This window comes from Pedobacter sp. P26 (genome assembly GCF_050632135.1).
GTDB lineage: Bacteria > Bacteroidota > Bacteroidia > Sphingobacteriales > Sphingobacteriaceae > Pedobacter.
Genome location: NZ_CP192574.1, coordinates 4711294 through 4733818, shown reverse-complemented (window position 1 = coordinate 4733818; position 22525 = coordinate 4711294). Strand labels below are relative to the sequence as shown.

The 22525-nt window shown below is 40.5% G+C and carries 19 protein-coding genes and 1 pseudogene; 17 read left to right on the top strand and 3 right to left on the bottom strand.

Features of this window, described 5'->3' with window-relative positions; all coding sequences use genetic code 11:
- Positions 1–6: 6 nt before the first annotated feature.
- From ACQ86H_RS21960 to ACQ86H_RS21880, 17 genes are all read left to right on the top strand, one after another.
- Positions 7–3048 (top strand): SusC/RagA family TonB-linked outer membrane protein, encoded by a 3042-nt coding sequence (locus tag ACQ86H_RS21960; protein WP_431292484.1) that lies wholly within the window; start codon positions 7–9, stop codon positions 3046–3048.
- A 21-nt stretch (positions 3049–3069) separates the two neighbouring features.
- Positions 3070–4830: a RagB/SusD family nutrient uptake outer membrane protein gene (locus tag ACQ86H_RS21955; protein WP_431292483.1), complete on the top strand. Its 1761-nt coding sequence runs from the start codon at positions 3070–3072 to the stop codon at positions 4828–4830.
- Between the two features lie 27 nt (positions 4831–4857).
- On the top strand, positions 4858–5373 hold the full coding sequence (locus tag ACQ86H_RS21950) for a DUF1735 domain-containing protein (RefSeq protein ID WP_431292482.1): 516 nt from the start codon (positions 4858–4860) through the stop codon (positions 5371–5373).
- Complete coding sequence (locus tag ACQ86H_RS21945; RefSeq protein ID WP_431292481.1) at positions 5361–5828, top strand: DUF5627 domain-containing protein; 468 nt, start codon at positions 5361–5363, stop codon at positions 5826–5828. The genes ACQ86H_RS21950 and ACQ86H_RS21945 overlap by 13 nt, the downstream gene beginning before the upstream one ends.
- A gap of 27 nt (positions 5829–5855) precedes the next feature.
- Positions 5856–7541, top strand: a complete 1686-nt coding sequence (locus ACQ86H_RS21940) for an endo-1,4-beta-xylanase (protein ID WP_431292480.1) — start codon at positions 5856–5858, stop codon at positions 7539–7541.
- A gap of 633 nt (positions 7542–8174) precedes the next feature.
- The gene (locus ACQ86H_RS21935; protein ID WP_431292479.1) at positions 8175–8594 is read left to right on the top strand and encodes a ligand-binding sensor domain-containing protein; all 420 of its coding nucleotides are present in this window, start codon (positions 8175–8177) and stop codon (positions 8592–8594) included.
- Between the two features lie 32 nt (positions 8595–8626).
- Positions 8627–10069: a ligand-binding sensor domain-containing protein gene (locus ACQ86H_RS21930; protein ID WP_431292478.1), complete on the top strand. Its 1443-nt coding sequence runs from the start codon at positions 8627–8629 to the stop codon at positions 10067–10069.
- Positions 10070–10113: 44 nt separating this feature from the next.
- Positions 10114–12315, top strand: coding sequence for a hybrid sensor histidine kinase/response regulator transcription factor (locus ACQ86H_RS21925; protein ID WP_431292477.1), 2202 nt, complete (start codon positions 10114–10116; stop codon positions 12313–12315).
- 448 nt (positions 12316–12763) lie between these two features.
- Positions 12764–14320: a glycoside hydrolase family 43 protein gene (locus tag ACQ86H_RS21920; RefSeq protein WP_431292476.1), complete on the top strand. Its 1557-nt coding sequence runs from the start codon at positions 12764–12766 to the stop codon at positions 14318–14320.
- 197 nt (positions 14321–14517) lie between these two features.
- Positions 14518–14910 (top strand): MerC domain-containing protein, encoded by a 393-nt coding sequence (locus ACQ86H_RS21915; protein WP_431292475.1) that lies wholly within the window; start codon positions 14518–14520, stop codon positions 14908–14910.
- Between the two features lie 10 nt (positions 14911–14920).
- Positions 14921–15085 carry a hypothetical protein gene (locus ACQ86H_RS21910; protein WP_431292474.1) on the top strand — a complete coding sequence of 55 codons (165 nt, stop codon included), beginning with the start codon at positions 14921–14923 and terminating at the stop codon, positions 15083–15085.
- Complete coding sequence (locus tag ACQ86H_RS21905) at positions 15078–15704, top strand: ABC transporter ATP-binding protein (RefSeq protein WP_138820510.1); 627 nt, start codon at positions 15078–15080, stop codon at positions 15702–15704. Before ACQ86H_RS21910 ends, ACQ86H_RS21905 begins: the two co-directional genes overlap by 8 nt.
- On the top strand, positions 15704–16918 hold the full coding sequence (locus ACQ86H_RS21900) for an ABC transporter permease (protein WP_431292473.1): 1215 nt from the start codon (positions 15704–15706) through the stop codon (positions 16916–16918). Before ACQ86H_RS21905 ends, ACQ86H_RS21900 begins: the two co-directional genes overlap by 1 nt.
- A gap of 17 nt (positions 16919–16935) precedes the next feature.
- A complete protein-coding gene (locus ACQ86H_RS21895; protein WP_431292472.1) occupies positions 16936–17373 on the top strand; it encodes a hypothetical protein in 438 nt (145 codons plus the stop codon).
- Positions 17374–17385: 12 nt separating this feature from the next.
- A complete protein-coding gene (locus ACQ86H_RS21890; protein WP_431292471.1) occupies positions 17386–17802 on the top strand; it encodes a hypothetical protein in 417 nt (138 codons plus the stop codon).
- A gap of 13 nt (positions 17803–17815) precedes the next feature.
- Entirely contained in the window at positions 17816–18265 is a 450-nt protein-coding gene (locus tag ACQ86H_RS21885) for a hypothetical protein (RefSeq protein ID WP_138820514.1), read from the top strand.
- Between the two features lie 20 nt (positions 18266–18285).
- Positions 18286–18723, top strand: a complete 438-nt coding sequence (locus ACQ86H_RS21880) for a Fur family transcriptional regulator (protein ID WP_431292470.1) — start codon at positions 18286–18288, stop codon at positions 18721–18723.
- Between the two features lie 3 nt (positions 18724–18726).
- Here the strand turns inward: ACQ86H_RS21880 and ACQ86H_RS21875 are convergent, their stop codons facing one another.
- From ACQ86H_RS21875 to ACQ86H_RS21865, 3 genes and pseudogenes are all read right to left on the bottom strand, one after another.
- Positions 18727–19710 carry an acyl transferase gene (locus tag ACQ86H_RS21875; protein WP_431292469.1) on the bottom strand — a complete coding sequence of 328 codons (984 nt, stop codon included), beginning with the start codon at positions 19708–19710 and terminating at the stop codon, positions 18727–18729.
- Between the two features lie 19 nt (positions 19711–19729).
- Positions 19730–20089 carry a hypothetical protein gene (locus ACQ86H_RS21870; RefSeq protein ID WP_431292468.1) on the bottom strand — a complete coding sequence of 120 codons (360 nt, stop codon included), beginning with the start codon at positions 20087–20089 and terminating at the stop codon, positions 19730–19732.
- Positions 20090–20095: 6 nt separating this feature from the next.
- A pseudogene (locus ACQ86H_RS21865) lies at positions 20096–22311 on the bottom strand (penicillin acylase family protein).
- Positions 22312–22525: the final 214 nt, after the last annotated feature.

Below are 22525 nucleotides of genomic sequence, written 5' to 3'. Positions count from 1 at the left end.
ACAAGAATGATGAAATTTTTAAGAAATGCATTGGCGCTGTGTGTCTTTTTTACACTGTTTGTCGGTGTAATCAAAGGTCAGGACGCCGTTAAGATACCTATAAAAGCTGTTGTTCGTGATATTAATGGAAATCCGGTAAAAGGGGCATCCATAACTGTTGAAGGAAACGACGTGCTCACTATAGCAAACCAGGCAGGTGAATTCTCTTTATCCGTAAATGAGAACAGCACATTTTCGGTAAGTGCCAAAGGCTACAAGACCTCACTGGTAACCGCATTAGCCAACCTAAAGCAAGTTACTTTAACTAAAGAGGATAGACTGATAAACGTGGGCTTTAAAAACGCCGCCGAAAGTAATCTTCCTGCCGGCGTTTCAAGTGTTAACCTGGCACAGCTATTTGAGAAAAACTTTATAACCTATGGTTTGGACGGGATAGAAGCTTTTGCTCCTGGCTTTAATGGCAACAACCTTTGGGGTATGAATACCTCGTTTATATTGGTTGATGGAGTTCCGAGAGATGTGAATAGTGTTACACCAAATGAAATTGAGGAGATCACTTTTCTCAAGAGTGCCTCGGCCGTTGCCCTATATGGCAGCCGCGGTGCAAAAGGGGTAATCTTGATCACCACAAAGAGAGGTACACCAACTAAGCAAAAAATAAATGTTCGTTCCAATATCGGAATAAATACGCCAAAAAGATTTGCTCAATACCTGGGCTCTTCTGAGTACATGACCTTGTACAATGAGGCTTTATCAAATGATGGTTTGGCGGCGGCTTATACTCCGGAAACTATTTATAATCACTCTGGTGTTAACCCATATCGTTATCCAAGTGTAGATTACTACTCATCAGAATACCTCAAAAACAGTTTTTCACGTTATGATGGCGTGGCAGAAATTTCTGGAGGGAACGACCGTGCCCGTTATTACACTAATGTTGGGTTCGTATCTACAGGTTCGCTGCTTAATTTCGGCGAAGCAAAAGAAAATAATACATCAGAACGCTTTAACATCCGCGGAAATGTTGATATGCAGCTCACCAGAGCACTAAAAGCCCGTGTAGATGCAAGCGCTGTGTTTTCCAGCAGTGGCGGAGTAAATACGAATTACTGGGCTAACGCTGCAACACTGCGGCCTCATTTATTTACTCCATTAATCCCAATTAATTTATTGGAACAGAGTGATGAGGTGAGCAAAGCGATGATCAAAAATGCCACAATTATTGATGGGCAATACATTCTTGGTGGTACGCAATTAGATCAAACCAATCCCTTTGCGGCCATTTATGCAGGCGGTAACAATAAATTTGTACAACGCCAGTTTCAGTTTACCACTGGTATTGATGCTGATTTGAAAGGAATTTTGAATGGACTTACTTTTAGTACCACTATGGGGGTTGATTATCTGAACAGCTACAATCAGGGTTATCGAAACGGATATGCAACTTACCAGCCCAATTGGACAACCTACTCTGGTACAACCCTAATCGGAAGTTTAACACGTTGGGGAGAAGATACTAAAACCGGAGTTCAGAACATTGCAGATAGTTATTACAGACAAACTATTTCGTTATCTGGCCAATTTAATTACAATACTACATTCCGTAATAACCATCATATCTCAGCAGTATTGCTGGCTGCGGCATATCGTCAATCTCAATCTGAAATCTATCAGCCAATAACAAATTCTAATTTAGGGTTGCAGTTAAATTATGATTTCAGCCGTAAATATTTTGCCGAAATTACCGGAGCTGTTGTACGCTCGCCAAAAATGCCGCCAGGAAACAGGACTGCACTTTCTCCTGCAGCTTCTATCGGATGGCACCTTAGCGAAGAGCCGTTTTTGAAAAAAGTTTCATTCATTAACGACTTAACGCTAACCGCATCAGCAGGTGTTTTAAATACTGATCTCGATTTTGATGAGTATTTTGCTTATGAAAGTATTTATACAGCCACAGGCGGTAACTGGTATGGCTGGAACGACGGTACAGGCACACAGTCTACAGATTCGCGCCGTGGTTCCAACATGGACTTAACTTTCGCTAAAAGAAAAGAAATCAGCATCGGGATAAAAGGTGGAATGTTCAAAAATCAGCTTAATTTCGGAGCAAATGTTTTCAGAAATAACATCACCGGAATTATCGGTCAGATTAATGTTCTTTATCCAAATTATTTCACTACCGCATTTCCTAGTTCTTCTTTTGTTCCTTACAGTAATTATAATAGCGATCAGCGTACCGGTTTGGATTTTTACTTAAATTTCAATAAGCGCATTGGTGCTGTCGACTGGATATTGGGAGTTTCAGGAACGTATTATACGACCAAAGCAACTAAACGTGCTGATATGTTAACTTACGAAAACAGTTATCAGTACCGTGCCGGAAAACCACTCGACGCGATCTGGGGATTAAAAAGCAATGGTTTTTACATGGATGCCAGCGAAGTGGCAGCAGCAGATGGAATTAACAGCGCAAAACCTGCATTTGGTTCGGCATTGGCTCCTGGTGATATCAAGTACATCGATCAGAATGGGGATAAAATTATCGATGATAAGGATCAGGTATATCTTGGACGCGGTGGATGGTTCGGTGCTCCTTTTACAGCAGGATTAAATTTAACTGCTAAGTGGAAAAACCTTACCTTGTTTGTTTTGGGTACAGGCCGCTTCGGTGCAAGCGCCATGAAAAGCGATAACTATTTTTGGGTTAACGGAAGCGATAAGTATTCGGCAGTTGTGCGCGACAGATGGACACCTCAAACAAAAAATACGGCAACCTTTCCGCGACTTACCACTTTAAATGGAGATAATAATTTCAGAGCGTCTGATTTCTGGTTATACAGCACAGATCGGTTTGATTTATCTAAAGTTCAAATCTCCTATACAGTATCCGATAAATTGTTCAAAAGTAAAGTATTAAAAGAACTGGGGCTGTATGTGGCAGGATTTAATCTTTTAACAATAGCAAAAGAAAGAGAGATACTGGAGCTGAATTTAGGAGGTGCCCCACAAACAAGGTTATATAACCTGGGCGTAAAGGCAATGTTTTAATTGAATATTAGATTAGAAAAGATGAACAGAATATTAATACGATTTGTAGTTGTCGTTGTGATGCTCTCGGGCTGTAAAAAGTTTACCGACCCCGCTCCACAAAATAATGGAGATTTTGATAACATCTATACTGAACCCGCACTTGCACATGGGTTATTGCTAAATGGTTACACAAGGCTTCCATCAAATGGCTGGTCCTTTAACGATGTAGCTACAGATGACGCGGTAAGTAATGATATCAATAATAATTTTAGGAAAATTGCCACCGGGCAGTGGTCGGCTGCAGTTAATCCATTAGATCAATGGACCAATGCCAGAGCTGGTATCCAGTATATCAACTTATTTTTGGCAGAGACAGACAAGGTGCTATGGGATTCTAAAGACCCGGTGTTGAGTAAAATGTTTAACGACAGGCAAAAAGGTGAAGCCTATGCTTTAAGGGCCTACTTAATGTCGTATATGCTACAGGCACATGCCGGAAAAGTAGGGGGTAATTTATATGGTTTTCCTATTGTCCTCGAACCCGAAACACCGACTTCTAATTTTAACCAGCCAAGGGCTACATTTGATGCCTGTATTAAACAGATTTACAGTGATTTGGATAAGGCCGAACAATTGCTTCCCTTAGATTATGCCGATATCAATAGCACCGGTCAGATCCCGGCAAAATATGCCGGAATTAATGTAGAAACCTATAACCGGGTTTTCGGTAAGTTCTTTAATCAGCGAATGACTGGTCGTATTTCTAAAGCCATTCGGGCCAGGGTAGCACTAATGGCTGCAAGTCCGGCTTTCAGTACAGGAAACTCTACCACATGGGCCGATGCGGCCGGTTACGCAGCACAGGTACTTACACTTAATAACTGGTTAGCTAACTTAGATCCTAACGGTGTTACCTGGTATGATAACAAGTCAGAAATTGATGCATTGGCTTCCGGCGCTAGTCCCAGAGAAGTGCTTTGGCGCACAAATGTTGGGTCAAACAGTGATTTAGAAGCAGCTAACTACCCACCAACCTTGTCCGGACAGGGCCGTATAAACCCAACTCAAAATCTGGTTAATGCTTTCCCGATGCAAAATGGTTATCCAATTGCCAATACGCCGCAGAGCGGATATAATCCTGCCACTCCATTTACAGGTAGAGATCCGCGTTTAGCAAAATTTATAGTGTACAATGGAAATACGATCGGGCCAACAAACAAGGTAATTAATACCACTACAGATGTGGCAACCAATGATGATGGACTGAATAGAAAGGAAGTTTCTACACGAACTGGCTACTACATGAAAAAGTTGTTGAGGCAGGATGTTAGCCGTACACCAACCGTAAATAATCAGAAACACTACAGGCCACATATCCGCTATACGGAAATATTCCTCATCTATGCAGAGGCAGCAAATGAGGCATGGGGCCCTACAGCAAATGGTGGCAATCCTTATTCTGCTTATGATATTATTAAAGCTATTCGCGCCAGGGCTGGTGTTGGAACTGCAAACGGTGATGCTTACCTCGAATCGATTAAAACAGATAAAGATGCCATGCGAACATTGATTAGGAATGAACGTAGGTTAGAGTTGGCTTTTGAAGGATTCCGTTTCTGGGATCTTCGCAGATGGAATGCAACATTAACTGAACCGGTGAAAGGAGTAAGTATCTCACAGGGTAACTATCAGGAAATCAATGTGGAGGCAAGAAACTATCAGGAGTATATGAGATTTGGACCAATTCCTTATAGTGAAACGCTAAAGTATAATGCTTTACAACAGAACACAGGGTGGTAATATTCAATCGCTATAAAAAATAACATCATGAAAAATAAAATATATATTTTACTTGCGCTTGTCTTAGCACTTAGCGCCTGCAAAAACGAAGAATGGGCATTTCCAGATAACGATGTACAAACGGTATATTTTGCGTACCAGGGACCTATTCGGACCATCACCATGGGCGAAGATATTTTTGATACTTCATTGGATAACCAGCATAGATTTCAGATTATGGGTACAGTCGGCGGAGTTTACTCAAATAAAGAAGATATTACGATTGGTATCAGTGTGGATAATGCGCTAACTCAGGGATTATCCTTTCCATCGCCCTACAGCGGTATTGTAAGGCCTATGCCAGCTAACTATTATACACTTGCGGCTAACAAAATTGTTATCCCGAAAGGAAGTTTGGTAGGTGGTGTAGATGTTCAGCTAACCGATGCTTTTTTCGCAGACCCATTGGCTGTTAATACCACTTATGTGATCCCTTTAACAATGACCAGTGTTGATCAGAATAAAACGATCTTGCCCGAAAAAAATATACATTGTATGCTGTAAAGTATATCAATACATGGCAGGGTTTTTATCTCCGCAGAGGAAAGGATGTGATTACCGGGAAAAATGGCAATACCTCACTCAATCAATCGACCGTTCGCCACATGAAATATGTGGAGAATGATGAAATCAATAAGTTAAACACACGTTCACTAACCCAGGCCGAGTTTCCTGTTACATTTAAAGTAACAGGGGGAACCAGCATCAGCCGGACCTTATTGTTAACTTTCGATAATACGGGCAACTGTGCAATTACAGCTGGTGATGCCAGTTTTACAGCGAGTGGCACCGGAAAATTTGTTAAACGGGGTGAGAAAAACAGCTGGGGCAACCAGGATCGCGATGCCCTTTATCTGAACTATCAGATCGATTTGAATGATAGAACGGTGAATAGCTTAGATACCTTGGTAATGCGCGACCGTGGCGTGAAGGCCGAAACATTTACACCGGTCAAATAATTAATATTTAATCAAACAATTGAGAAAATGAAACGATTATACAAAATAGCATTTGGTCTGGCAGTGGCAATGTTGCTTGCTTCCTGTCACAAATACGAGGCACTGGATTATCAGGTGGCTAAACCCACCAGTTTCGCGGCCCAAGAGATGATTGATGCCTATCAGCCATTAAAAACCTATATTGATAGGGCAGCAAATCCTAAATTTAAATTTGGTGCCGGAGCAAGTCTGCAACCTTATCTCTCCAAGGGCGTAATTTACAGGCTCATCAACAGCAATTTTGATGAAATTACACTAGGTTATGAAATGAAGCATGGTGCCGTTGTACAGGCTGATGGAAGCCTGGCCTTAACTAATGTGAAAAACCTGCTGGAAACAGCATCTAAAGCCGGTATTACAGTTTTTGGGCATACACTGGCCTGGCATGCCAATCAAAATGCAACATATTTAAAAGGACTGATTGCTCCGGTGGTAACCGCTTCAAGTAGTGGTCCTACCTGGGACTTGGTAATTGGAGCGGATTTTGAAACAGACAACGCTTCGGTTTATCAATCCAACACCAATGCTGTTGCCTCTTTCACTGCAGCTGGCGAAGGCTTTAACGGTACAGGGCGGGCTTTGAAAATTAGTAACTCGGCGGTACGAACCAATGATTATGATGCGCAATTATTTCTTAAGTTTCCGGCGGTAGCAGTAGGAGAGAAGTATGAACTTAAAATGAATGTACGTTCTGATGTAGCGGCATCGTATCCTACACAGGCTCATACTACGCCTGGCGCCTATAAATTTTATGATTTTTTTGGTGCAATTTCTTCAACACCAACCTGGACAACCTATACCAAAGAAATTACAGTTACCGCAGAAATTGCAACAAGTGGTTCTGTGGCTTTTAATCTGGGTAAAACAGCAACAAATTTTTATTTCGATAATATCACGCTTAAAAAATACAATCCGCTTGGTGGCACTACCATTGTAGAAAAAACTGCCGAGCAGAAAAAGGCCATTTTAACTACTGCACTAGAGACCTGGATTAAAGGTATGGTTACTGCTTCAAAAGATTATATTAAAGCCTGGGATGTGGTAAACGAGCCAATGGATGATGCAAAGCCAACTGAGCTTAAAACTGCTGCGGGCAGAACTACCATTGCAGCTGATGAATTCTTTTGGCAAGATTACCTGGGTAAGGATTATGCGCTAAAGGCATTTCAATTGGCCAGGCAGTACGGCAATGCAAATGATATCCATTTTATTAATGATTATAACCTGGAATATAGCATCGATAAATGCAAAGGATTAATTGAATACGTAAAGTATTTAGAAGACAAGGGCGCAAAAATAGATGGTATTGGTACGCAAATGCATATTGTAGCTACTTCTGATAAAGCCAAGATAGAGGAAATGTTCAAATTATTGGCCGCAACCGGCAAACTGATCAAAATATCAGAATTGGATATGGGTTTTACAGGAAATGTAAAAACTGCACAGGCAACAGCCGAGCAATATGCCGCTCAATCAGAGATGTACAAATATGTAATCAAGAAATACTTTGAACTTATTCCGGCCGCTCAGCGATATGGAATTACGATATGGGCCCCTCAGGATAGCCCGGCCACCTCAAGTTGGAGAGCAGGGGAGCCAATAGGCTTGTGGACAGAAGGTTTTGTGCGAAAACCAGCCTATGTTGGCACAGCCGAAGGCTTAAAGAATAAATAAAAAAATACGCTCTTAAAGCCAGAGACTTCGGTTAACGTTGTTTCTGGCTTTTTTATTAGAAAACTACTAATAAGCTTTGCCAGGATCTGTTTTTAATTTATGCTATCGCTCCTGTTACCATAAATGATCACCTCATTTCCCCTTGTCTCCCGATACCCCTGATTATAAAAATTCGATGTAGCAATGCAATCGATTGTTTTTTTCGAAATTAAGTGATATATTCGGTTAGGAATTACTCAGATATTGAGTATACCTTCTTAAAAGGATAACCAAATATTAATACCTTAATGATGCATTGCTGTAATAAAACCAAACGAGGGATTGGTAAGCACCCATATTTTGCCGGAAATTATATATTGTCATATTTCATAAGTATGATCATAAACACTTATCTTCCGCTTTATGCTTTGCTCTTTACTACTTTAGTTCAGCAGCAGGCTTACTAACAAACCTTAAAAGGTTTGTTAGTAAGCCTGCTGTTCCAGTTCTAGACTTGAATAAAATAGTTTAAGACAGAGCTGTTATCTATATTTAAGCGCAAACCAAATACAAACTATTGTGTACCAACCTCAGTTAAGCGGGCCTGCACAAATACAATCACAATCCAGATCGCTAAAGCTTGAATCTATTGTTATGATGTTAAAACAAGTATCGAGTATCGGCGCAATGTCATTCCTAATGATGTTGTTATTAAGCTACACTATTGTAAGGGGACAAAATAATCCCAACTTCATTACCCTTAATACTAAAAATGGTCTTTCTTCAAATACTGTAAATACTATACTTCAGGATCATAATGGTCTGGTGTGGTTTGGTACCAGCGATGGATTGAATAAGTTCGATGGTACCAATTTTACCGTTTATACCACTAAAAGCGGTGATAGTACAAGCATTCCGTCTAACAATATCTCAGCTCTTTTAGAAGACCGGAGGGGAAGACTTTGGGTAGGTACAAACGGAGCTGGCTTAGCTTATTACGATGCTAAGCAAAATACATTTAAATCATTTGTAGGTGAGGGTATCCCGAATCGTAACACCCCTTCAATGTATTAACACTCTACGAAGATAAAAGCGGAAATATATGGGTGGGTACCTTTGGTGGGTACCGGGTGATCAATCCAAAAACGCTTAAGGTAAAAAACGTGGGAATAAATGCCCTGATGGGCAATGGTTCTAGCGTAATTTCTTTTCTTCAGGCTAACGACAACAAGCTATGGATTGGCACCAATGTTGGGCTTTTGGCACTTAACTTAACCAGCGGTGGCACTGAGAAATTTATCCATCATCCCAATGACCCTTCAAGCCTAACTGATAATTTCATCAAAACTATTGTAAAGGATGAAAAGGGACGGATATTTTTTGGCACCAACAATGGCCTCAATATGTTGCTGGATGATGAAAAGCATTTCAAATCTTTTTTGCAATCGGATAATAAGCTATTTTCAGACGACATTATTTATGCCGCCAGCTTAGAAAAGGAAGGTAAATTGTGGTTAGGGACCGAGGACGGGGTAACAATTTTTGATACCGCCACCGAGGCTTTCTCTAATATTCGTCCCAACAAACGTGAATCCTTTGGTCTTAGCCATAAGTCGGTTAGGAGCATCTGTATGGCTGATAATGGCATTATCTGGCTGGGTACCTATCAGGGTGGCGTTAGTAAGTTCGATCCAAATTTAGCATTGTTTAACCTAAAGCATAGCAGCCCGTTTGATCCCAAAGGACTTTCATCACCCATTGTTACCTCCTTTGCCGAATTCTCAAAACGAAAAATATTTGTAGGCACGGATGGAGGAGGATTACACTTTTTCGATCGTGATCAGGGCGTTTTCGAGCATATTGACATGAAGAGCAAAATTGATTTTTCCCGAAATCCATTGGCGATACTTACTTTAATGCTTGATTCGAGGGGTATGCTTTGGGTGGGGACGTACCAACATGGCTTATTTGCCTATAATTCCAAAACTAAAACCTACAAACAATACCTGGCCGGCCCATCGGCAACCGATCTTAGCCAGAATGAAATTTTCGCTATAAAGGAAGATAGCAAGGGTTTAATATGGATTGGTACAAACGGAACCGGTGTTAATGTATTTGATTATAAAACGAATTCATTTACGAAATCTGGCACACAATCCCTGCCACCTATGCTGCTCCCCAGCAATGGCTTTATACGGGCAATTGTAGAAGATCCTTATGGCGATATGTGGCTATCATCCAGCGGAACGGGAATAGCTGTATTTCAGCGTAGTAATGGGAAATATAAAGTATATCGAAAAGCAAATAGCGGACTTTCCAACGATGTGGTATTAAGCTTGTTATGCGATAGTAAAGGGAATATATGGGCCGGAACTGATGGTGCCGGGCTTGATCTTTTCAACCGCCGTACTGGAAAATTTACCAATTTTAACGAAACAAACGGATTGTCTAACGCTATTGTTTACAAAATACTGGAGGGTAAAGACGGATTGATTTGGCTCAGTACCGATAATGGCATCAGTTGTCTTAATCCTGAAACAAAAAAATAAAAAACTTCGGGCGTCCCAATGGGGTACAAGACAGTCCTTTTATATTGGGTTCTGGAATAAGCACTTCAGATGGAGAGTTTTATTTTGGCGGGCAAGACGGTTTCAACTACTTTAATCCGCTCGAATTGCCCACCAACACTGTGGTTCCTAATGTGCTGCTTACCGAACTAAAGGTCTCTAATACCGTTGTGCTCCCTGGCGAAAAATCACCCATTCAGGAACAAATTGGCTTCGCAAAAGAAATTAAACTGAGTTATGGACAAAATTTCTCAATTAGTTATGTAGCGCTTAATTACACAGCGCCCCAGCAAAACCATTATTCCTATCGCCTGGTTGGTCTGGATGATGATTGGAACGAGGTTGGCAAAGAGAAGACAGCATATTATACGAATTTAGATCCTGGAGATTATATTTTTCAGGTAAGGGCAAGTAATAACGACGGCGTTTGGAGTAACAAAATCACTTCAATTTCTGTTCATATACAGCCACCCTTATGGAGAACCACTTACGCTTATATTTTTTACGTAGTTTTAACTGGTACAATCCTATTTGCCATCCGGCGAAGGGGAATTCAGCGCATCAAACAGCAACTTGCCATTGAACAGGCCCAGATCAATGCTGAACAAAGGATATTACAACAGCGAAGGGATGCCGAACGTGCCCATGCGTTAGATATACAAAAGATTAAATTTCTTACCAATCTAAGTCATGAGTTTAGAACACCAATCTCGTTGATTTTAGCACCTGCTGATAAGTTGCTTGCTGTTAAACAGGAATCTTCTGTAGCCGGCCAGGTAAAGATGATACGTAGAAATGCACGAAGACTGTTAAATCTGGTAAATCAACTGCTCGATTTTAGAAAAATGGAAGAACAGGAACTGAAATTAAACCTGAATGAGGCCGATCTCATTACTTTTATCAGGGAAGCCGCAGAAGCATTTCAGGATCTTTCAGAGCGCAAGAAAATTTCACTTCATATTAACAGCGATATCAAAAGTCTGAAAACACATTTTGATCAGGATAAAATGGAAAGAATTATATTTAACCTCCTTTCCAATGCATTTAAATTTACAAAAGAAGGTGGTGAAGTATCTCTTAACATGTTCATCAGAGCCGCAGTCCATGAGACTAAACCTTTATTTTGTATTGAGGTTTCAGATACTGGGATAGGGATTGCACATCAAAGTAAAGATAGGGTGTTCGATCGTTTTTTTATGGATAACAATGTAACCGAGATTTTAAATCAGGGAAGTGGAATAGGGTTATCAATTGTAAAGGAGTTTGTAGAACTGCACGGTGGGCAGATTACCGTGGAAAGCGAACCTGGAAAAGGAACTACGTTTCTGGTTTCGCTGCCGGTTGATATGATAAATGAAGATAATAATCAGCAAATTGACGATGCAGAATACAGTTTAACGAACGAAGAAACAGGTGAAACTGCTGTAGAAATGGTACCTGCCGAGAGCAAGATGGCTACGATCCTGCTGGTAGAAGATAATGAAGAATTTAGATTTCACCTGAAAGATAGCTTACAGCCTTTTTATCATATCATAGAGGCGGCAAACGGAAAGGAGGGTTGGCAAAAAACACTTTCCGGACACCCAAAATTAGTTGTTACCGACATCAGCATGCCCGAAATGAATGGTATTGAGCTTAGCCAGAAAATAAAGGCAGACAAGAGAACAAGTCATATCCCGGTTATTCTGCTTACCGCAATTAGTGGAGAAGAAGACCAGATTAAAGGTTTAAAATCCGGAGCTAACGATTACCTGACCAAGCCTTTTAATTTTGACATTCTTCACGCAAAGATTGACAACTTATTGTCCTTTAATCGTTCCGTTAAAAATGCGTATTCTAAACAAGTGCAGGTACAGGCTAAAGAAATCGAAATTGAGTCTGGCGAAGTTAAATTGTTGAATAAAATTGTTCAATACATTGATGAAAAACTCAACAACCCGGAACTTTCAGTAGAAGAACTAAGCAGGCATGTGGGGATGAGCAGGGGGTCTCTTTATCATAAACTACTTGAAATTACCGGTCTAACGCCAATCGAATACATTAGATCTGTAAAACTGGAAAGGGCAGTGGAGTTGCTGGAGAAAAGTGATTATAATGTTGCACAAATTGCATACATGACAGGTTTTGGTACACCAAGCTATTTTTCTAAGCTTTTTAAAAATCAGTTTAATATGCTTCCCTCTGAATATATTAATGCAAAACGAAAAGATAAACGCGAGAAGATTTAAAAATCTATTTAATTACATTTTCTAATCTAAAAACAAACATCATGGACTTTCTTTAAATAAATGGTTCATGGAGGTATGAGCCTGTTTAAAATTAAATTAATTCGTATGTCAGTCTGAACGTAGTCGAAAACCATTTCAACGCATTAAGAAAAGCAATCCATTATGTTGTCAATGACAGATTTAAAATCACTGGCATTTCGACTGAAGCGCGGCGAAATGGAGAAATCTTTGAACTATGTTAATAGAGTTACTACCTTTAAAGAAAACGGTTTCTTGGTAATTTACTACTACTTTTGGTTAGTTTGATTGTTTTCTGTAACGGGATTGATTCAATTAAAAACATTCGTCACATAGATTTGAACAAAGCCGTTCATTGATCTGTATATTTGTGAATAGCTTTGAAAACCGAATATAAACGCAGTGCAAATTGAAAAGCTGACTAACCTGTATGAAGAATCTTAAATTATTTACATTATCGCTCTTTTTTGTGTTAATTACAGTTGGTGTTAATGCCCAAAAAGCTACCAATCCGATCATTTTTGCTGATGTTCCCGATCTTTCGATGATCAGAGTAGGAAAAGTGTATTACATGAGCAGCACCACAATGCACATGAATCCAGGTGTGCCGATCATGAAATCAACCGATTTGGTAAACTGGAAAATTGTAAATTATGCTTATGATATTCTAGGAAATACTGATGAATTAACTTTATCTAATGGAAAGTGGGATTATGGACGGGGATCCTGGGCAAGTAGTCTTCGTTTTTATAAAGGCATTTATTATGTGAGCACTTTTTCCGGTACTACAGGCAAAACGTATATCTACAGTACAAAAGATATCGAAAAAGGCCCATGGAAGCTCGCATCATCATTTAAACCTTCATTGCACGACCATTCCCTGTTTTTTGAGGAAGATGGAAAACCCTATATGGTATATGGGACTGGAAAAATTACCTTGGTGGAGTTAAAGGAAGATTTATCTGGAATAAAACCCAATACGGAACCTTTAACGATCATCGAAAACGCAAGTCTTCCGGCAGGTACGGGTGCCGGATTACCAGCTGAGGGTTCCCAACTGTTTAAAATTAAGGGTAAGTATTATCTTTTCAACATCACCTGGCCGCGAAATGGGATGCGTACGGTTGTTGTACACCGTTCCGACAAACTTACAGGACCGTATGAAGGTAGGGTAGCGCTTAAAGATCAGGGTGTTGCACAAGGTGGTTTAATTAATACCCCAGAGGGGAAATGGTTTTCTTATCTTTTTAGAGATTTTGGATCCGTTGGCCGCATTCCGTATTTAGTTTCGGTTAGCTGGGAAGATGGGTGGCCGGTACTTGGCATTAACGGTAAAGTTCCGGAAACACTGGAACTTCCGGTTAACAAAGGTTTAATCCCAGGCATTGTAGCATCAGATGAATTTACCCGCAAAAAGGGAGACCCCGCGCTTCCACTGGTATGGCAATGGAATCACAATCCAGACGATGCACTCTGGTCGCTAACTAAACGCCCTGGATTTTTACGGATTACCACTTCAAGAGTGGATACTAATATTCTTCTGGCCCGTAATACACTAACCCAGCGTACCATTGGGCCGGTATCAACCGGAACCACTTCAATTGATGTTTCCGGCATGAAGGCTGGAGACCAGGCAGGATTGATGCTGCTGCAGCGCAAATTTGGTTGGGTTGGCGTAAAACAAACAGGATCAAAGAAAACGGTGGTAGCGGTAAGTGCCCAAAATGGTACTATAAATGGTGAAGATGTTCCGGCTGGACAGCAAACCATTTATCTCAAAGCAAGATGTGATTTTGAGAACCGGACAGATAAAGGTTATTTTTTTTACAGCTTTGATGGTAAAACCTGGAAACCTATTGGTGGGCCGCTGCAAATGTCATATACGCTTCCCCATTTTATAGGATACCGTTTTGGACTGTTTAATTACGCAAGTGAAAATGCCGGAGGATATGTTGACTTTGACTATTTTAGAATTGAAGCAAAATAATATTCACCACTAAGATAACGGCTACTCTTAAATCTCATCTATTTTCTTAACATCGTATTGAGCGGCCTGGCCGCAACCGCTTAATACGGTTACTGGTAATTCCTTTATCATTTTAATGCAATTATGTTGCAAATATTAATTTGGTTGTTTTAAATGCAACCAAATTGCTTTTATATTTGTGCACTAAATTTATTTTAATGAAACAGCGGAGCTACAAAATTAACCTCGACCGCATAGGCATTACGGCTTCAACGCTTTGTGCCATACATTGCGCAGTATTGCCATTTATAATTACTGTTTTACCTATATGGGGAATGGGTTTCCTGGCCAATGAAGCGGTTGAAATCACGATGATTGCAGTTTCGTTGATTATTGGCATCTGGAGTTTAAGTTCGGCATATCGCAAACAGCACCGCCGTATGATGCCAATTCTGGTACTCATTGCGGGATTTGCCTGCATTGCATTGGGGCATTTTTCAGGCATTGAACCATTAGAACCAATCTTAATTCCTATTGGTGGCTTCACCATTGCTGCGGCTCATTATATCAATTTAAAAATGCTTAAATCCTGTCCATTGGGTCATCAATAGTCAATTAATTATGTCAACGAACCATAAGATCTTATTTATTCCTGCATTGCTGTTTATGATTATGTTAAACCCTGCCTGTAAACATAGTACAAACGATGGGATAGAACTTTACAGGCGTTATGCCATCAAAAATCTAAACCTCAAAAAAGTGCAGAAGGCGGTACACCATGATTAAGATCAGTTCTTTAGCACACGTTTATGAAAAGGGGAGAAGATTGAAATTTCCTTCATGGGAAATTGCCGATATGGAACAATGGCTTTTGTTAGGTGCATCCGGCAGTGGCAAGAGTACCCTTCTAAATATTATTTCAGGTCTTTTAAAGCCAGCCCAAGGGGAAGTTTTAATTAACGGAACTGATTTGTATACTTTGTCTGCAAGAGGGCGGGACAGGTTCAGGGGGCAGCACATCGGCATCATTTTTCAAAGGCCACACCTTATCCGATCTCTTGACGTGCTCGATAACTTAGAGCTTGCTGCGGTAATGGCGGGTTTGCCAATAGATTATGAACGAAACCTTTCGCTTTTAGCAGATTTGGATATAGCCGGGCTGGCTAAAAATTATCCTGATGAATTAAGTCAGGGGCAGTTGCAAAGGGTTTCAGTAGCACGTGCATTGGTAAACAGGCCCGATTTGTTGATTGCAGATGAACCTACCTCTAGCTTAGATGATAAAAATGCCAATCAGGTAATTCAGATGCTGACTAGCCAGGCCAAAGATAATGGTGCTGCACTGATTATTGCTACGCACGACGGGAGGGTTCAGGACTACATTACTAAAACGTATCTACTCTAATGAATATCTTTAAAATCAGTAGCAAGAACCTCGTCAGAAATAAGCTTACAACAATTTTGAATATCATTTTAGTTGCCTTTGGTGTGGGCATCCTGTCTATTCTCTTTTTAGCTTCCACACAGATTAACAATAAACTGGAAAAAAATGCGAAGGATATAGACCTGGTTGTGGGGGCAAAAGGAAGTCCTTTACAGCTAATATTAAGCAGCATTTACCATATCGATTACCCAACGGGAAATATCCCGGCCAAAGATGCCTGCAAATTGATGCGCAACCCAATGGTTAAAAGGGCCGTTCCATTGGCGTTGGGCGATAATTATAATGGTTACCGGATCGTTGGTACTGATAGTACTTTCTCCAAGCTTTATGGTTTATCTATCCAAAAGGGCAGTTTTTGGCATAAAGATTTGGAAGTAACCATTGGTAGCACTGTTGCCATAACATCAGGACTGAAGATTGGCGATACTTTTTTCGGTGCACATGGTTTAACCGGTAACGGAGATGTTCATAAACAACATGCTTACCTGGTAAAGGGGATTTTGAAATCAGAGGGGAATATAACCGATAATCTGATTCTTACCAATATTGGGAGTGTCTACAAAATGCACGAAGAGAAGCATGCTGAGGGCCATAGCCACTCGGCGGCAGAAGAAGCCAAAGAAATTAATGATAAGCAGATTACAGCTTTACTGATTCAGTATAAATCACCAATGTCGGTTATCCTTTTTCCGAGGATGGTTAACCAGAGTACAAACATGCAGGCTGCATCTCCGGCGATGGAAAGTGCAAGGCTGTTTTCGCTCATCGGTGTTGGAATAGATACCCTGCAATGGTTTGCCATATTTATTATGGGAATTGCAGCCCTGAGTATTTTTATCAGCCTCTACAACGCGATGAAAGAGCGGAAATACGATCTGGCTATTATGCGTTGCCTGGGCGCATCAAAATCGAAACTATTTTTCCTGGTTATGTTTGAAGGGGTTTTAGTTACGTTTATCGGTGCCTGTTTGGGACTAATAATCGGGCATACTGCCCTGGAGTTAATCGGCAGCTACCAGGAATCCTCGCAGGCAAAATTAACGGGACTTACTGCAGTTCCGCAAGAGATCTATTTAATCTGCATCGGGCTGGTTATAGGTACTTTGGCTTCGCTTATTCCTGCTATGCAGATTTACAAAGTTGATATTACTCAAACCTTAACCAAAGACAGGTAAATCTGAAGATTTATAAAATGAAGAAATTGATTTTATTGGTTGTTTCTTGTTTAGTTATCCACGTAGTAGCGGCACAGGTTAAGGTACATACCGACATGCGCACGCCTACCTGGAATCTGCTCGGTTTAAGGTATGACACCGAAATTGCTCCAAAGAAGTGGGGAAGCGTTTTTCCTCCGGCATTAAAGGCATTAAATAATAAGGTTATAGAACTGCCTGGTTACATCATCCCAATAAAAGTGGGATCGAAATTTAGCGAATTTATGTTCTCTATCGTGCCCATTGCCTCCTGTCCTTATTGTGGCTCAGGCGATATTCCATCAATGGTACAGGTAAAGATGTTAAAAGCTATACTCATTACAGAAAAACCCGTCAAACTCAGGGGCATCTTCATCATTAACGATTCTGGCGATGATAGGAGTGAATTTTTTCTTTTAAATGCAAAACAGCTATAGTCTTATGGGATCATGAAAAAATATATTCCGATACTTTTGGTTTTAATCTCCATTACTGCATCTGCCCAGGTAGCTGTTCATACCGAGATGCGAACTGCCACCTGGAGCCTGATCGGTTTAAAATATGATAAACAGGTAAAGCCTTTGGTTTGGCAGGCTGTTTTTCCACCCGAGTTAAAGGCCATCAATAATAAGGTAATTGAACTTCCTGGCTATATTATTCCCACAAAAGTTGGCAATAGCTTCAGCGAGTTTATGTTTTCTATGGTACCTGTTGCCTCGTGCCCATATTGCGGTACGGGCGATATTCCTTCGATGATAGAAGTGAAGACTCTGAAACTCATTAACTGGACCGAAGAGCCCATTATCCTTCGGGGGAAATTTATAATCAACAATTCTGGCGATAGCCGGTCTGCCTTTTTCTTTTAGATGCGGTAAAACGATGAAAAAGTTATATGTTCTGCTCCTTTTGCTATGGGGAAGTGCTGCTTTAGCGCAGACACAAAAACATAACCCAAACGATCAGCTGCGGTCTTTAAACTGGGATGTAATCGGATCGGTGAAGTTTGAATTAACCGAAAAGAATGAGCTCTTGCCTCTTTTTACAGAATCGATCAGGCGTTTTGAAAATAGGGAATTTGATCTCACTGGCTACCTCATCCCGATAAAAAGCGGACAGAAACAGCAGAAGTTCTTATTGGCAACTTTGCCCATAAACCAATGTTTTTTTTGCGGACAAAATGGTGTTCCGGTAATGATTATGATTGAAATGGAAAGTGCTACAGTTTACAGCCAAAAACCTATCCATCTGAAAGGGATTTTGAAACTGGAGCAGAAGGATGCGAGTTATGCCCCGCCAATCACCATCAAAAATGCAAAACTCATTAATTAATTGCTTATTTTTGTATTGCTATGGAAAACAAAACAGAGCGTTTCGAAAAACTTTTGGTTAAAAACGGTTTAAAAAGGACCGCGCCACGTTTGCAGGTGCTGGAAATTTTGAGTGGGAGAGATTCTGCAACTTCACAGCCTTATTTAGAACAGGTAATGGGCAAGGATGCAGACCGTGTTACTTTGTACCGCGTTTTGCAGGCTTTTGAAGAGAAGGGCATTATCCATAAAGTTTTAGATCAACAGGGAACCGCCAATTATGCCATTTGTTCGGATGGTTGCAGTGCGCATGAGCATCATGATGAACATGTGCATTTTAACTGCAATAACTGCCATAAAATTTACTGTTTGGATACTGTTAAAATTCCGGCATTAAAAGTTCCGGCAGGGTTTAAAGTAGATCACCTTAATCTGATTGCTACCGGTTTATGCGCCGGCTGCTCAGATAAGGTAAATTAAGAATTATTGTACTAAAAGGTTACATCCCCTGATATCCGCATTATCAAACCGGCCCAGTACTTCAAAACTTTGATCAGGATTAATCCTGCCCAGATCCTGTGTGGCTATAAACGAACACGAATTGAGATTGGCCAGGTCAATTACATTGATGCCGCCAGTCCTGCCATTTGCTATCAAACTTAAAGGATCGTTGGTATCACGAATCAAAACCTGCATCCAGCCAGGACAATTGAAGATACCTTCACCCAAAGAATAGGCTTGAGATAGTAGCTCGGTCATTCCATATTCGCTATGAATAGCTTTTACGCCAAATCCTTTAGTTAACTGTTCATGAAGCTCCTCGCGCACCATTTCTCTACGTTTCCCTTTCATTCCTCCGGTTTCCATCACAATGAGTTCAGGAAAATCGATATCGAAATTTTCAATGAAATCAAGCAGGGCATAGGTAACACCGATTAAAACGGTTTTCTGTTTTTTTGATTTAAGATCTAGAAGGGTTTTCAGCAATTCATCATGGTTGTTTAAAAAGTAACCACTTTGTGGATGCCTGCTTTTTTCGATTAGATCGTTAACCATGTAGATTAGCGATGATCCAGCTCGCTGTTGGTAGGAAGGAAGCAGGGCCAAAAAGCAATATTCGGTAATGTCTCCGTAAAATTGTGCAAAAGCCTGCAAATAGCTCTGCTCATACAATTTAACGTTAGTTACATGATGGCTGCTCTGTACCATGCCCGTAGTGCCAGAACTGCTGAAAGTAATCTCTACGGGGTCATTATTGCTCAGAATAGAATGGCTTTTAAAAAAGCTGATGGGCAAAAAAGGGATTTTTGCTATTTCGGTTACCGCATCAGCATCAACACCCAGGTGAAAGATATATTCACGGTAAACATTGCAATTTTGGGCCTGTAACTTAAAAATATTTAAGGCAATGGCGTTAAATGTATCTTTATCTTTTACAGAAAATATATCGTTAGCGGTTAAATTCACAACGCAAAAGTACAAAGCATTATGCTATTTTCTCGTCAGTTTTTTTAGCCAGCATAGCCATTCGGAACTGATAGCCACAATAACCGCTAATTCCGGCCACTAAACCACTTAATAGGCCGGTAACCAATAACAATGCCCACCACAGTTTTATACCTGTCATGATCGCTACACGGCCAGCGAGTACATTATCGTTAGGCAAGCTTTTAAATAAAGCATACCCTATCCAAAGCAAGAAGATGGCAAGAAAAGATTGCCAAAAGGCTATTTTTCCAGTTTTGCCAATAATGCCACAGGTGGCAAAAGAAATCACAATAATGATCCACCAGGGGGCAATCATTTGTAAAAGGAAACAGATTATTAATATAACAATGAAAACCATTTTAGCCTATTTAGAAATTTTTAAACGAGAAATAACTGTACCCGATTGATCATCAGGACTTTGCATATAAAATAGATCGTACAATTTGCCATTTGCCCAGGTATCGATCATATTATCATAAAATTTGCTTCCGGGATTGCCTGATTGACCGCCCGGATAAACGCCGTGCCCTTTTGGCGTTTTACCCAGTTCAATTACCATCCGCCACGAAGGCCCATTGGTTTCGCTCAAAGCATTAATAGTGGTTTTGGCACCACCAATCTGTAAAACCTTCGAACCGAATCCAGGTATTTTGGCCAGGTGCGGTACATTGGTCTGTTTTACATTTGCCCAGTTCCAGTCTTTATTTATTGGTCCGAAGCGCCTTTCCAGACTATCACAGCTATATTTAAAAGCTTCATTAACCAGGTCAGATAATGTTTCTTTTTGCTGGTATTGATATTATCATACCAGGTTGCATTGGGTTCTTTCAAGATCATTTCTACCGTACGGTCTCTTGAGGGATAACGCATCGGAATGCCTTTCACTTCAAATTCATCTGCCCAGATATCATACGATAAGCGTTTTGTCCATATTTCGAATACGCTGGCTGCAATTTCATCTGCATCATAACGTTTGTTCCATTTTTTCAGGTAAGCCAATGCTTCTTTTTGTGTAGCATTTAACTGTTCATTGTTCAATAAAGGTAATAATGCAGGAACCAGGTTTTGCGCCATAATGCTATAGTTGTCGGTCTGCATCAGGCGGATACTGTCTAAAGTGGCTTTGTTCATCGCCGATAAACGGTCGTTGATGCGCTTGCCCCGCTCGTACGGAGCAAATTCCCAATTAATGTAATATGGATAAGTAGTATCGGTGGAAGACTGGTTGGCCGAACTCACAAAACCGCGTGGTGGATTTTTAACCGTTGGATTCTGTGCATTTGGGATCCATCCCTGCCAATCGTAAGCCGGGTCTGTTCCATCCAGTATAAATTTGCCCTGATCTTTCCATTTTAAAGGGAATTTTCCGTTTGGCGTAATGGCAATATCATTATCCACACTGGCAAAGACGAAGTTCTGCGCAGGTGCGGTGTAAAAAGTTAACGCCTTGCGATAGTCATTATAGTTTTTACCACGGTTGAGGTAATAAAAAGTCATGAGTTCATTCGATTCATCATGTGCTATCCACCTTAAGGCATCGCCAACAGGCACATTGTCTGCCCTGCCATATTTCGGTTTCTGGAAATAGACTACCGGCCCATGATGGGTGTAGTAAACGGTATCTATTTCATCTTTTCCACCACGGATTTTAATCGTTTCCAATCTCTTTGTTGTGGCTTTCCATTTATTATTGTACCAATATTCATTATGGGTCGAATCCTTAAATTTGATCTGATAAAAATCGAGCACATCAGCAGCAACATTGGTTACACCCCAGGCTATTTTCTGGTTAAAACCAATAATTACCTCAGGGGCACCAGGTAAAGAAACACCATAGGTATTTACACCCGGCGCATGTAACTGAATCTGGTACCAGATAGACGGAAGTGTTAAATCTAAATGGGGGTCATTTGCTAAGATCGGATATCCTGAGGCGGTTTTAGCGCCAGATAGTGCCCAGTTATTACTACCGATACCTTCTACTTTTTCAGTTGTTTTAACCTCACCGGTTTGAGCCTGAGTGAAGCTTTCTGGTGTTTTAGGTATTGTTAATGGAGAGAAATCCCATTTTGTGCCCACAGGTATAATCGGGTCTTCGCGGAAAGGGTAATCCGGGAAAAGATTTTTGGTCACCTCCGGACCGAATTTTTTCAGGATATTGGTCATGTAAAATTCATCTGAACCCATGGCCAACACTGCCGACATCTGTTTTAAAAGTAAAGCACATTTTACAGGTGTCCAGTTTTCAGGTTTAAAATCGAGTATTTTATATTCTAAAGGGTAATTGGCTTTAGAAAGTGTTTTGATGTAGGCATTGATCCCTTCAGTGTAAGCTAAAATCATTTCTTTTGCTTTGGGATCAGCCATCATGCCTTTTAATGAGTTTTCTGCGCCGTAAACCATGCCCATTCTGCGTTGGTACCGGTCTACCTCTATCGCTTTGTCGCCCACAACTTCACTAATTCTTCCAGCGGCAAAACGGGTCTGGAAATCCATTTGCCAAAGGCGGTGCATGGCGGTTACGTAACCTTGTGCCAGATACAGATCGTGATCATTCTGCGCAAAAATATGCGGGATCATGCGGTCGTCAAAAACGATTTCGATTTTATCTATTGCACCTTTAATCTTCGCTTTATGGTTAAACATAAAATGATTGTTCTCTGCATTTTGCCAGAAACCCATAAAAGGATTTAGAAATTTTAGCAATGGAGGCGTATTGCCTAATTTGGTATTAAATAAAAAAGCTAATGCTATCGGAATGACGATGCAGAAAATGGCTTTAATTTTATTCATA